The organism is Anoxybacillus tepidamans PS2 (assembly GCF_000620165.1).
GTDB classification, from domain to species: domain Bacteria; phylum Bacillota; class Bacilli; order Bacillales; family Anoxybacillaceae; genus Anoxybacteroides; species Anoxybacteroides tepidamans_A.
Window position 1 is genome coordinate 96,762 of sequence record NZ_JHVN01000011.1, and the last position, 12,949, is coordinate 109,710.

Below are 12,949 nucleotides of genomic sequence, written 5' to 3' on the forward strand. Positions count from 1 at the left end.
AATAAAGAACAGAAAAGCACAGCATTTTCAAAAGCAAAAAACCTTGTTCGGTCACAAGGTTTTTTGCTTACTTTATTTTGCTTTTTCAACAACGGTTTTAAGCGTTGCTGTAATTTGCTGAAGCAGCTTCTCCCCTTCTTCTTTGTTTTTTGCTTTAGCTGCTTCTAAATATTTTTGCGCTTGGCTATTTAATGTTGTGAGTGCCTGATCGCCTAACAACGTTTTTAAATCGCTGCCGATCATATCGATAAACAATGCGCCTTCAAGCGCTGTAACAGCTGATTTATCTTGTCCCCAGCTTTCTTCGCTTTCTTCGTATTCATGAAGCGCTACCTTTGTCAGTCCGCGGATAAATGCTTTATTGATAGCTGTCGCATCTAACGTTTTTACATCTGTTTGTAGATCAAACTGTTTTAAGATATAATCAGCTTCTTCTGCTGCATGTTTCTTCATATACGGATAAAGCGATTGATAAAATGCCCAACCTTCTGCTTGTTCCACTTTTGCTTCTTCCGCATTTTCTTTCGCCTCTGCCGCCGCTTTTGTTGCATAGCCATGCGGAAGCGCTCCCGTTGCCAAATAGAATGTTTTCATCAACGTTTTATCAACGACTTGCTTTGCTAGAGCAAACTCAAGCGAATTATTTTTTGCAGCAGCATCTTCAATTTGGGCAAACGCTCCGTTCATTGCATCGACGAGCTTCGTTCCATAAGCGGCATCGCGCTTTTCTACAGTCGGTTGTAAGATTTCATAAAACTCTTTTGCTTCTTCAATTTCTTCTTTTACTTCTTCTTTATTGCCCCAATGTTCTTCTATTTCTGCAAACTCGTGTTTAATAGTTACATAAAATACTTTTTGCATCAGTTTATCAAAAATTTGCTTTACAACCATTGGCTTAAGCGAGCCGTCTTTCCCTGCTGCAAGAGCAGTTGTAATATGTTGGTCAAGCGTTTCTTGGAACTCAGCATCTCGTTTTTGTACAAGTGCTTGTAAATTTTCTTTGTACAGATCCATTACCTTATCGAAGTCAACTTTCTGTCCTTGTTTTGCTTTTTCTAGTTCAGTAAGTGCCTGCTGAAACGCATCTTTATAATTTACTTCTTCCTTCTCGCTTTCCTCTGCTTTTTCTTCTTTTTGTTTAGCAGCTGATTCCTCTTTTTCTTCTGTTTTCGGCGCCGCTGTTTCCTGGTTCGTTGAACATGCTCCCATCATCAATGCAACAGCAGCAAACACAGCTAGAAACTTCCATTTTACCAACATGATGTACCCCCCGTTAAACCATACCTATTTATTTGATAATGATTTTCATTAACACAAAAAGATTATAATAGAGAATAATTATCAATGTCAATAAGCTTTTTTATAAACTAAAAGAGCCTGCAGTATTTATTTGCAGGCTCTTTTGGTCCATTAGTATGTCCGCTCAACCAACCACACAACCTCTCCCACCTACAGTTTAGAGGTGGAAGACTTCTCAGTGGTTATGTAAAAAATCTAGAACAGATTTGTCAGCACTAATACACCTTATCATTTCGTTCTTAAGCTATAACAAAAAAGAGAGTCAGACAATGCTGAATCTCTTTCAAAAATTTATGATTATACATGTTGTTGCAACAATTGAACAAGTGCCTCTTTCGGTTGGAAACCGACAGTTTTATCAACGACATTGCCGTCTTTGAATACGAGTAAAGTCGGGATGCTCATCACACCATATTTAGAAGCCGTTTCTTGGTTCTCATCAACGTTTACTTTGACAATTTTCACTTTATCGCCCATCTCTTGGTCTACTTCTTCTAGCACTGGAGCGATCATGCGGCAAGGTCCGCACCAAGGAGCCCAAAAATCAACTAATGTAACCCCTGTGCTTGTTTCTGTTACAAACGTTTGATCAGTTGCATTAACAATTGCCATTCTTCATTCCTCCTATGAATTGCTGTTGTAAGCAAAGTATATCATTTTATCAAGAAAGGTGCTAATTTTTTGCTTCAGCACTAATATTTGCTTTTACTCAATATTTTATTATAACAAAAAACGAGCAAAGACACATGGGCTTTGCTCGTTTTTGCGTTTTTTATGAATGAACTTTTAATTTTTTAAATTCCTCTGTTAATAGCGGCACAACTTCGAACAAGTCGCCGACGATGCCATAATCTGCTATCTTGAAAATATTTGCTTCTGGATCTTTATTAATAGCAACAATCACTTTTGAGTTGGACATGCCGGCTAAATGTTGAATCGCTCCGGAAATGCCGCAAGCAATATACAAATCTGGAGTAACTACTTTTCCTGTTTGCCCGATTTGCAGCGAATAATCGCAATATCCGGCATCGCACGCACCACGCGAAGCGCCCACTGCGCCGCCTAATACATCAGCCAATTCTTGGAGCGGCTTAAATCCTTCTGCGCTTTTCACTCCGCGTCCGCCAGCAACAATGACTTTCGCTTCTGACAAGTCAACGCCTTCCGCTGTCTTGCGGACAATTTCTTTTACAATCGTGCGCAAATCTTTAATATCGACAGAAAGGCTTTCAACGTTGCCAGAACGAGCATCGTCACGGGCAAGAGCCGGAATGTTGTTCGGACGAACCGTTACAAACACGATGCCGTCTGTCACGACTTTTTTCTCAAACGCTTTACCAGAATAAATTGGACGCGTGAACAACAATTCGCCATCTTTCTCTTCAATTGCCACCACATCGGAAACAAGGCCCGCATTCAATTTTGTTGCCAACTTCGGCGATAAATCTTTTCCTAACGCTGTGTGTCCAAACACGATTCCTTCCGGTTTTTCCGCATCAATGACTGCCATTAACGCCTGACCGTATCCATCTGGCGTATATGTTTTCAACTTGTCGCTCTCCACTACAACAACGCGATCCGCGCCATATGCGATCAATTCATTGCCATAAGTTTGGACGTTTTCTCCAACCAACACGGCAACAACTTCCCCGCCCTGCGCGATTGTCTTTGCCGCTGCAATTGCTTCAAATGATACGTTTCTCAATGATCCGTCACGAACTTCTGCTAATGAAATTACTTTTCGTGTCATGTTCCGTCCCCCCGTATATATGAAAATAAACGCAATTTTTTGGCTATGTTCCGGCTACGATTAAATCACTTTTGCCTCTGTGCGTAACAATGTGACGAGTTCTTTCACTTGATCAGCGATATCCCCTTGAAGGATTTTTCCTGCTTCTTTTTTCGGCGGCAAGAAAATTTCCACCGTTTTTGTTTTTGCAGCAACATCCTCTTCTTCTAAATCCAAGTCGTCTAATTCGAGTTCATCGAGCGGTTTCTTCTTCGCTTTCATAATTCCAGGCAGCGAAGGATAGCGCGGTTCGTTTAGTCCTTGTTGCGCCGTTACTAGCAATGGAAGCGATACTTCAATGACTTCTTCATCTCCTTCGACATCGCGAACGATAGTCGCTTTTCCGCCATCAATGTCAAGTTTCGTAATCGTTGTCACATACGAAATGCCAAGCATTTCCGCAACGCGAGGACCGACTTGACCCGATCCGCCGTCAATCGCTACGTTTCCTGCTAAAATCAAATCTGCATTTTTGTCTTTTAAATATTCGGCAATAATTTTAGCTGTTGTGTACTGATCGCTTTCTTCAACATCATCTTCGATATTAATTAGCACCGCTTTATCGCATCCCATCGCTAACGCTGTGCGCAATTCCTTTTCAGCATCTTCGTTGCCTACTGTAACGACAGTAATTTCACCGCCGAGCTTATCGCGGACTTGGATCGCTTCCTCAATCGCATATTCATCGTATGGATTGATAATAAACTCAGCGCCTTCCTCGTTCACTTTACCATTTTGAATGACAATCTTCTCTTCTGTATCAAACGTACGCTTCATCAAGACGAAAATATTCATCGGAAACCCTCCCTGTGTTTATCAAACATTTGTTCACTTTCAAAAATTCCGTAAATTTTAAATAAATAAAAATGAAATGCAACCGCTTACTTTCCACGGAATTGCGCAGGGCGCTTTTCAATAAACGCTTGTACCCCTTCTCTTCCATCTTCGGATACAAACACTTGGCCAAATAACTCCGCTTCGTATTGGACAGCTTCATGAAACGGCTTCGACTTAGCTGCGTTAAGCAGTTCAACCGTTGCTCGAACAGAAATAGGGCTCTTTTGTGCGATTTTGCGCGCCAATGTCAACGCCTCTTCAAATAGCTGTTCTTCCGGTACTGCTTTATTCGCTAGCCCCCATTGAACCGCTTCGACACCTGTGATCGGTTCACTTGTCCACATCATTTCCGCCGCTTTGCTGAAACCAACGTAACGTGTTAGGCGCTGTGTTCCAGCAAATCCCGGAATGAGTCCAAGCTGCAACTCCGGTAGTCCAAGCTTTGCGTTTTCAGCGACGATGCGAATATGGCATCCCATCGCTAGCTCCAATCCTCCACCGAGAGCCGCCCCATGAATTGCAGCAATGACCGGTTTCGGAAACTGTTCAATTTTTTCCATCACCTGTTGGCCGAGAAGAGCTAATTGTGTCGCTTGCTCTTTTTCGCCAATCGTCGTAAATTCCTTAATATCGGCACCAGCCGAGAAAAATTTTCCTTCTCCATGAAGAAGAATGACGCGGACGTTGTCATCGTTTTCTAATTCGTCAAGCAATGTTGAAAACTCTTTCAAAACTGCGGATGACAACGCATTAGCCGGAGGACGCGAAAACGTAACTGTCGCGACAAGTTCCTCCGCGCTTACTTTGAAAAATTCCATTTTTCCCTCTCCCCTTATTTTTATATAAAAATATTAAGAGGCTGAACAGCCTCGTGTTAGCAGTTCATGAACGGGTTTGGCCAAAGCCTCCAAGTCATATTTTTGTTCATTCATGACCCACGTTGTGACCGTTTCGTCAATCGTTCCAAAAATCATTTGTCTCGCCAAGCGAACATCTAAATCTTTGCGGAACTCTCCGCTCTCAATTCCTTCCATTAAGATCTGTTCAACAAGTCGCAAATATCCTTTTAATACTTCGTTAATTCGCAAGCGAAGCTCTTTGTTCGACTGGCGCAATTCGAGTTGGGTCACGATCGCTAGATGGCGGTCGACCGATAACAGTTGAAAATGTTTTTTTATTAACACGTATAATTTCTCCGAAGGGCTTGAAATTCCTTCTATCTCTTTTTGGATTTTCTCAATAAAAGAGCCCATTTTCTCTTGGAAAAGTGAAACGAGAATATCTTCTTTATTTTTAAAATAAAGATAGATCGTTCCGTCTGCTACACCCGCTTGTTTTGCAATTTTAGAAACTTGCGCTTGATGATAGCCGTTTTCAGCAATAACAAGCACAGCAGCCTCGATGATTTGCATAAATTTTGGTTTATTTCGTTTCAACATGCATTCCCCTTCTTTGAATATGAATGAATAATCATTCATATTTAAATTTTAAAAATTATCTGCTTTGTTTGTCAAGATAAAAAATCATCCAAATATTCGCCATCTATTTTACATTTTTTTATTCTCCTCCTCTACTAATACGCGGCGTAAAATTTTTCCGACAGCCGTTTTCGGAAGCTCTTTCCGAAATTCATAAATGCGCGGTACTTTATACGCTGCCAACCGGCTTCTCATAAACTGATCCAATTCCTCTTCGGTGCATTGCACACCGTCTTTCAACACAACAAAAGCCTTTACCGTTTCGCCGCGATATTCATCAGGAACACCGATGATCACTGCTTCCTGTACTTTCGGATGCTCATATAGCACTTCTTCCACTTCGCGCGGATAGATATTATAGCCGCTTGCAATAATCATATCTTTCTTTCGATCAACAATGAAGAAATACCCTTTCTCGTCCATATAGGCCATATCGCCTGTATATAACCATCCATCACGCAGTACGCTTTCCGTTTCGAACGGCTGATTCCAATACCCTTTCATCACTTGCGGCCCACGGACAACAAGTTCGCCAATTTCATTAATAGCTGCTTCTTCGCCCGTTTCTAATGAGATAATTTTTGCTTCCGTATCCGGCCACGGGACGCCGATGCTTCCTCTTAACCGCTCCCCGTCCCATAGAAAATTAGCATGAGTGACGGGGGACGCTTCGGTCAATCCATATCCTTCAATCAGTTTTCCGCCAGTCAGCGTTTCAAACTTTTCTTGCACCTCCACCGGCAGCGGAGCGGAACCGCTAATACATGCTTTAATCGATGACAAATCGTATTTTGATAGATTAGGATGATTGAGCAAAGCAATATACATCGTCGGTGCTCCAGGAAATAGCGTCGGTTTTTTCCGTTCTATTGTCTTTAATACCGCCTCAATATCGAATTTAGGTAAAAGAATCATTTTATATGCTTGCATAACCGATAAGTTCATAATGGTTGTCATGCCATACACGTGGAAAAATGGCAATACTCCTAAAATCGCTTCCTCTCCTTTCTTGCAGCGATACATCCAATGGGCGCACATCAACGTGTTGGCAATCAAATTGTGATGAGTCAGCATTGCCGCCTTCGGAAAGCCTGTTGTTCCACCGGTGTACTGCAACAAAGCAACATCCTCAATCGGATCCACTTTCGCTTTTACTTCATCCGATTTTGCGGAAGCGATAATATTTTTCCATAGATGCTGACCGTTTTGCTGTTCGATGCGAACTAACGGTTGATTGTGCTTTTTCTGAACAAGCGGATATAATAGTTTCTTCAAAAATGGCAAATAATCTTGGATGCTCGTGACAATGATATGTTTGAGTGGGGTCGTCGCCTTTACCTTCATCACTTTTGAGTAGAACATATCTAATGTAATGATGATGCTTGCTCCACTATCATTCAATTGATACTCGAGTTCTCTTTCCATGTAAAGGGGATTCGTTTGTACGACAATTCCGCCAGCAAGCAATACACCATAGTAGCTAATGACGGCTTGCGGACAGTTTGGCAACATAATGGAGACACGATCGCCTTTCTGCAAACCAAGTTCAATGAGGCAGTTGGCCATTTTCAGCGCTTGTGTATAAACATCTGCAAACGTTAACCGTTTTCCTAAAAAATCAATCGCCACTTTTTGTCCAAACTCTTCTGCCGTCTCTTTCAAATAATCTGATAAAAGCTTCGGCGGATAATCGAGGTGGTGCGGGATCTGCGGCGGGTAATGGGCAAGCCACCGTTTTTCCATCATATCCCCTCCGTTTTTGATAATTCTGAACATTCATTCTTATTTTATTACATTTCTTCAAAAATTACATCAGAAAAATAGGGAAGAAACAAATTTTTCCTAAATCGTCATGATAGCAAATAACGACGTTTTTCCGTTCTCCTTTATTCTCAGCCATTCGGGTGTTGGAGAGCAAAACAGTAGCGCTCCCATTCATCGTTATGATAAAAAAACAAGCGCCCACATCATGTAGGACGCTTTTAGGCAAAAAACAGCAAGTATACGATACCGATCGCGAGAAACACTCCACATAACACAAACAACACTTTTGCTAATGTTTCCATCTTTTTAAACTCCCCGTTCTATCGAATGCTTTCTCCGATGACAAATGACAATCCAACTGAAATCACCATCGAAATGAGACCCACTGCCCGATTGTCTTGCGCAATTTCCTCGTCAATATTAAACTTTGGAGTTAAAAATTCATAAATGAAATACGCGACAAGCAGCAAAATAAACCCATATACTCCCCAACCTATCACCGAGAGGAGAGATTCATGGTGGCTGATAGCATAACGAAAAATGTTGGCGATACCAAAAATTTTGCCGCCTGTAGCCATCGCCACTGCTACGTTGCCTTTTTGAATCTCTTCCCAATTTCTATATTTGGTAACGAGCTCAAATACGGCTAAAAACACAACCATACATAAAACCGCTACACTGAAATTGGCCGCAATTTTCACCGTTTCATTTTCCCAAAAGGAGTTCATCGCCTTCGCCCCTTATTATTTTAATTCGACAATCGTCACACCCGTTCCGCCCTCAGTCGCTTCACCAAATCGAATGTTTTTTACAGAACGGTGCTTTTTCAAAAACTCTTGCACACCTTTGCGGAGCGCTCCTGTTCCTTTTCCGTGAATGATCGATACACGTGGATAGCCAGCCAACAGCGCATCATCAATATATTTCTCAACACGGACAAGGGCATCTTCGTAGCGCTCGCCGCGCAAATCAAGTTCCAATCCGACGTGATATTCTTTTCCTTTAACGGTTGCGAGCGGTTTTGTCTCTGTCACTTTGGCGCTGCCAATATATTCGAGGTCTTTTTCTTTAATTTTCATTTTTAAGATGCCGAGCTGTACTTGCCATTCGTCATCGGATACTTTTTCAATCAAATAGCCTTTCTGGTTCAGATGAACTGCTTTTACTTCATCGCCAGGGCGGAATTCATGATGCGTCCGCTTCGATTTCGCCGCTTTTTTCTTGCTGATGGTTGGGGTTGCTTCTTCGAGCCGCTTTCTTGCCGCAATTAACTCATGCTCTTTAATCTCCGCTAATTTTTCTTTTTGCATTTGGCGGAGTTCACGGATGACTTCGTCTGCTTCCCGCTGCGATATTTTAATAATATCTGCCGCCCTGCGCTTTGCCTCCTCGATGAGCTCGTCGCGTTTTTCATTTAGCTCTTCCCATTTTTTCTCCCATTCATCGCGAAGCTGTTCCGCCTCTTTGCGCGTTGCTTCCGCTTTAGCCAGCTCTTCCTCGGCTTGCTTTTTACTTTGTTCAAGCGAAGCAATCATGTTTTCTACTTTGTTGCTTTCTGTGCTAATTTGTCCTTTCGCCTTTTGAATAATCCGCTCATCTAGGCCGAGCCGCTTCGATATTTCGAAGGCATTGCTTCGCCCCGGAACTCCGATGAGTAACTTATATGTCGGGCTTAACGTATCAATGTCGAATTCGACACTTGCATTAATGACGCCAGAACGGTTATAGCCGTATGCTTTTAACTCTGGATAATGCGTAGTCGCTACAACGCGTGCTCCGCGCTCATATACTTCATCTAAAATAGCAATGGCCAGCGCTGCCCCTTCCTGCGGATCCGTTCCCGCCCCTAATTCGTCAAAAAGAACGAGGCTGTCATGGTCGACATTGCGCAAAATGTCAACGATGTTCACCATATGCGATGAAAATGTACTCAAACTTTGCTCGATGGATTGTTCGTCGCCGATATCAGCATACACCGAGCGAAAGACGGCTAACTCCGAGCCGTCGAGCGCCGGAATAAAGAGACCCGCTTGCGCCATCAACGTTAGCAAACCGATCGTTTTCAACGTCACCGTCTTTCCGCCCGTGTTTGGACCGGTAATCACAATCGTTGTGTAGTCTTTGCCCAGTTCAATATCGTTTGGAACGACAACGTTCGGGTCAATAAGCGGATGGCGCGCCTTCAACAAACGAATATACCCTTGATTGTTCGTCTTAGGCTTCGTCGCTTTTATTTTTTGCGCGTATTTTGCTTTCGTAAAGATAAAATCAAGCTCGGCTAGTACATCAACATTTATAAGCAGCGCATCACTATGTTCCGCCACTTTCGCAGTCAGCTCGGTTAAAATCCGTTCAATTTCCTGTTTTTCTTTCACACGTGCTTCTTGTAGTTGATTGTTCAAATCAACAACCACTTGCGGCTCGATGAACAAAGTCGCTCCAGAGGATGATTGATCGTGCACGATGCCGCCGTAAGCATGACGGTATTCTTGCTTGACCGGCACGACATACCGATCGTTGCGGATCGTAATAATCGCATCAGACAACATTTTTTGAGCGGAAGACGATCGAATAATACTCTCTAATTTTTCACGCACTCTCGCTTCGGTATTCCGCAGCTGCTGACGAATCGAGCGCAGCCGGTCGCTTGCGTGATCGTGCACTTCCCCCGAATCATCAATGCAATGTTTAATTGCCTGCTCTAACTCAGGAAATGCTGTTATTTGCTGCACATATTGCGGCAAATATACCATTGTTGTTTTCTCATCGCTCAGCGACTCAATGAACGCTTTCATTTGCCGGCTTGCATATATCGTGCTCGCCACATCAAGCAGCTCATGCGGGCTGAGCGTACCGCCGATTTTAGCCCGTTTCAAACTTGGACGAATATCAAAAATCCCGCCAAGCGGAGCATGTCCGCGCAGGCGCAACGCCAACAGGGCTTCATCTGTTTCTTCTTGCCATTTAACCACCTGCTCCCAATCAGCAGAAGGGAAAAGTTTTTCCACCTTTTCTCTTCCCAATGAAGAAGAAACGTGTTCGATTAATTGCAGTTTCACTTTATCAAATTCCAACACTTTCAAAACTCTTGTATGCACGGATGCCACCTCTCTTGTTAGCATGTTTCATCGTGGCGCCGCAAAAAACGGCGCAGTTCATCTAGCGTCCATGTGTTAATGACCGAATCGCGGCGAATCCAGCCTTTTCGGGCCGTCGCCACGCCAATTTCCATATCGTTTAACATATCTAAATGATGAGCATCTGTATTAATAGCAATTTTCACACCCGCCTCTTGCGCTTTCTTTAAATAGGTGTATGTTAAGTCAAGGCGATGCGGATTGGCGTTTAACTCAAGCGCCGTATTCGTAGCGCGCGCTAATTCAATCAATAGATCGACATCAACATCATACCCTTGACGCCGTCCGATGAGGCGTCCTGTCGGATGAGCGATCAAATCGACATGAACGTTTTCAAGTGCCGCTCTCAAGCGCTTCATAATTGTGTTCCGATCTTGGGAAAATCCGGTATGAATAGCGGCAATGACAAAATCTAACTCTTTCAGCACTTCATCATCATAATCAAGCGTTCCATCAGGCAAAATATCCATTTCAATGCCAGCCAAAATGGTAAAATCGCTGTACTTCGCGTTTAAGCGCTCGATTTCCTCCCTCTGCCTTTTAAGACGCTCCACCGTTAAACCGTTAGCCACTTTTAAAAACTGCGAATGATCGGTAATCGCTATATAACGGTATCCTTTTTTCCGGCATGCTTCCGCTAATTCCTCGATGGAACACGCTCCATCGCTCCAAGCAGAGTGCATATGCAAATCGCCTTGAATATCAGAAAGCTGGATCAGACGGTTCTCTTCGTTATACTTATCCACTTCACTGCCATCTTCGCGCAGCTCTGGCGGGATGAACGGCAGCTGAAAATGGGCGAAGAATGCTTTTTCATCTGCAAACGTTATCATTTCGCCTGTTTCGATATTTTCGACACCGTATTCACTAATTTTTTCTCCTCTTTCTTTCGCGAGCTGACGCATGCGGACATTGTGCTCTTTAGAGCCAGTAAAATGATGCAAAGTCGTCGCAAACTGCTCCTCAGTTACTAAACGAAAATCAACCGCAATATCATATTCGTAGCGCAGCTGAACAGAGACTTTTGTGTCCCCGTTAGCGATGATATGTGAAACATTAGCTAACGAAACTAACTGTTCTCGCACACGCTGCGGCTCGCTCGTTGAGATAATAAAATCTAAATCTTTCACCGTTTCTTTTACGCGCCGCAAGCTGCCAGCACGGGAAAAACGAATAATTTCTTTGATTTCTTCCAGCTGCCTTTCGATTTCTTCAGCAATCGGCAACACAATAGAAAGCGGCAAACGTTCCGGGCGAGAACCGAACTCCTCAATCGCCGCCAAAATTTTCTCTTCCGTCTTCTTTCCGAATCCAGATAGCGCCTGCACTTGATGCGCCAAGCATGCTTCTTTTAAAGAGCTAATGTCACATACTCCGAGCTCTTGATACAATTTGGCAATTTTTTTGCCGCCCAGCCCCGGTATTTTTAAAAGATCTAAAAGACTAGAAGGCACCTCTTTTTGCAACTCCGAAAGCAAAGTTGAACTACCCGTTTCCATAAACTCGGAAATAACAGCGGATGTCCCTTTTCCGATTCCAGAAATTTTGGTGAAATCTTCTATTTCATTCAGACTGCGTTCATCCGTTTCCAACGCGGCAGCTGCTTTACGAAATGCTGCGATCTTAAAAGGATTTTCTCCTTTAATCTCCATATACAAAGCGATCGTTTCTAATAATTGAATGACCTCTTTTTTGTTTTTCATTATAAAAGCACCACCTGTACGTACGATCGACTATGAAAAAATGATACAAGTTTTTTGCAAAAAAGACAAAAAACTTCCCTATACCGGATAGAGAAGTCATTATGCCATGTAACGAAGCCACATATGTGTCAGCATATCGGATAAAAACGGAGTATGTTTGACAATGATGCTTGCCATGAACGAATGCTGCAATTGCGCCTGTAAGCTTTGAATCGGAATCAATGCGCCAATATAAAGCAGCAAGAATAAAAGCAAATACACTTCTACAAAACCAAGGGCTCCACCGGCCCAGCGGTTGATGCTTTTTAACAGCGGCAGCTGCGCAACAAAATCAAGCATTGAGCCGATAATCTGCATCACAATTTTAGTAGCAAAAAACAAAATCGCAAACGCCATCGCCCGATAATATGCTTCGTCGAGGTGGGCGCTTTCAAACAACATTTTGACTGTCTCCGGATCACCGAAAGAAGGATACGGAACCCACAATTTAAGCGTTGGTGCAAATTTTTCATAATTGATATAAGCAACAACGAAGGCAATAATGAAGCCGGTCATATGAATAAACTGTAAAATGAAACCTCGTTTTAATCCGATCATAAATCCTGTCAAAAGGATGAAAAGCAACGCTACATCAATCATTCAATCACTCATCCTTCTCTCTTTTCATTTGTTGCAAGAGGCGATCATAGTCCTCTTTTAGCTTAATATATTCATGAACAGCGTTCACCGCTGTTAATACTGCTAGTTTTGTTATATCCAATGTCGGGTTTTTCGAACTTATTTCCCGCATTTTATCATCAACAATCGACGCTACTAACCGAATATGGCTAGAGCTTTCCGTGCCAACAATCGAATATGGTTGTCCGTATATGTCGACTGTGATTTTAGTTTTTCGTTGCTCCGTCAAATGATTTCCCCCATTCTCCAAAATCCTATTGTTTA

At 42.8% G+C, this 12,949-nt stretch carries 12 protein-coding genes; all 12 read right to left on the minus strand.

The genetic code is table 11. The features are described from left to right. Positions 1 to 72 precede the first annotated feature (72 nt). Positions 73 to 1,260, minus strand: a complete 1,188-nt coding sequence (locus N667_RS0110485; RefSeq protein ID WP_027409529.1) for a hypothetical protein — start codon at positions 1,258 to 1,260, stop codon at positions 73 to 75. 336 nt (positions 1,261 to 1,596) lie between these two features. After that, positions 1,597 to 1,911: a thioredoxin gene (gene trxA, locus N667_RS0110490; RefSeq protein WP_027409530.1), complete on the minus strand. Its 315-nt coding sequence runs from the start codon at positions 1,909 to 1,911 to the stop codon at positions 1,597 to 1,599. Between the two features lie 160 nt (positions 1,912 to 2,071). Beyond that, a complete protein-coding gene (locus tag N667_RS0110495) occupies positions 2,072 to 3,049 on the minus strand; it encodes an electron transfer flavoprotein subunit alpha/FixB family protein (RefSeq protein ID WP_027409531.1) in 978 nt (325 codons plus the stop codon). Between the two features lie 60 nt (positions 3,050 to 3,109). Next, the gene (locus tag N667_RS0110500) at positions 3,110 to 3,883 is read right to left on the minus strand and encodes an electron transfer flavoprotein subunit beta/FixA family protein (RefSeq protein ID WP_027409532.1); all 774 of its coding nucleotides are present in this window, start codon (positions 3,881 to 3,883) and stop codon (positions 3,110 to 3,112) included. Positions 3,884 to 3,969: 86 nt separating this feature from the next. Beyond that, on the minus strand, positions 3,970 to 4,743 hold the full coding sequence (locus N667_RS0110505; protein WP_027409533.1) for an enoyl-CoA hydratase: 774 nt from the start codon (positions 4,741 to 4,743) through the stop codon (positions 3,970 to 3,972). 33 nt (positions 4,744 to 4,776) lie between these two features. Continuing rightward, complete coding sequence (locus N667_RS0110510; protein ID WP_027409534.1) at positions 4,777 to 5,361, minus strand: TetR/AcrR family transcriptional regulator; 585 nt, start codon at positions 5,359 to 5,361, stop codon at positions 4,777 to 4,779. Positions 5,362 to 5,472: 111 nt separating this feature from the next. Further along, positions 5,473 to 7,146, minus strand: a complete 1,674-nt coding sequence (locus N667_RS0110515) for an AMP-binding protein (RefSeq protein WP_027409535.1) — start codon at positions 7,144 to 7,146, stop codon at positions 5,473 to 5,475. A 341-nt stretch (positions 7,147 to 7,487) separates the two neighbouring features. Continuing rightward, positions 7,488 to 7,895, minus strand: a complete 408-nt coding sequence (locus N667_RS0110525; protein WP_027409536.1) for a DUF350 domain-containing protein — start codon at positions 7,893 to 7,895, stop codon at positions 7,488 to 7,490. 15 nt (positions 7,896 to 7,910) lie between these two features. Further along, entirely contained in the window at positions 7,911 to 10,265 is a 2,355-nt protein-coding gene (locus tag N667_RS0110530) for an endonuclease MutS2 (RefSeq protein WP_027409537.1), read from the minus strand. Positions 10,266 to 10,282: 17 nt separating this feature from the next. Next, positions 10,283 to 12,007, minus strand: a complete 1,725-nt coding sequence (polX, locus tag N667_RS0110535) for a DNA polymerase/3'-5' exonuclease PolX (RefSeq protein ID WP_027409538.1) — start codon at positions 12,005 to 12,007, stop codon at positions 10,283 to 10,285. Positions 12,008 to 12,106: 99 nt separating this feature from the next. Continuing rightward, positions 12,107 to 12,646, minus strand: a complete 540-nt coding sequence (locus N667_RS0110540) for a CvpA family protein (RefSeq protein ID WP_027409539.1) — start codon at positions 12,644 to 12,646, stop codon at positions 12,107 to 12,109. 4 nt (positions 12,647 to 12,650) lie between these two features. Beyond that, complete coding sequence (zapA, locus tag N667_RS0110545; protein WP_027409540.1) at positions 12,651 to 12,914, minus strand: cell division protein ZapA; 264 nt, start codon at positions 12,912 to 12,914, stop codon at positions 12,651 to 12,653. Positions 12,915 to 12,949: the final 35 nt, after the last annotated feature.

Bases quoted from the DNA above. Each gene is read 5' to 3' on its own strand.
- trxA (WP_027409530.1), bottom strand. From the start codon at position 1,911: ATGGCAATTGTTAATGCAACTGATCAAACGTTTGTAACAGAAACAAGC.
- N667_RS0110495 (WP_027409531.1), bottom strand. From the start codon at position 3,049: ATGACACGAAAAGTAATTTCATTAGCAGAAGTTCGTGACGGATCATTG.
- N667_RS0110540 (WP_027409539.1), bottom strand. From the start codon at position 12,646: ATGATTGATGTAGCGTTGCTTTTCATCCTTTTGACAGGATTTATGATC.
- N667_RS0110500 (WP_027409532.1), bottom strand. From the start codon at position 3,883: ATGAATATTTTCGTCTTGATGAAGCGTACGTTTGATACAGAAGAGAAG.
- N667_RS0110525 (WP_027409536.1), bottom strand. From the start codon at position 7,895: ATGAACTCCTTTTGGGAAAATGAAACGGTGAAAATTGCGGCCAATTTC.
- N667_RS0110505 (WP_027409533.1), bottom strand. From the start codon at position 4,743: ATGGAATTTTTCAAAGTAAGCGCGGAGGAACTTGTCGCGACAGTTACG.
- polX (WP_027409538.1), bottom strand. From the start codon at position 12,007: ATGAAAAACAAAAAAGAGGTCATTCAATTATTAGAAACGATCGCTTTG.
- N667_RS0110515 (WP_027409535.1), bottom strand. From the start codon at position 7,146: ATGGAAAAACGGTGGCTTGCCCATTACCCGCCGCAGATCCCGCACCAC.
- N667_RS0110485 (WP_027409529.1), bottom strand. From the start codon at position 1,260: ATGTTGGTAAAATGGAAGTTTCTAGCTGTGTTTGCTGCTGTTGCATTG.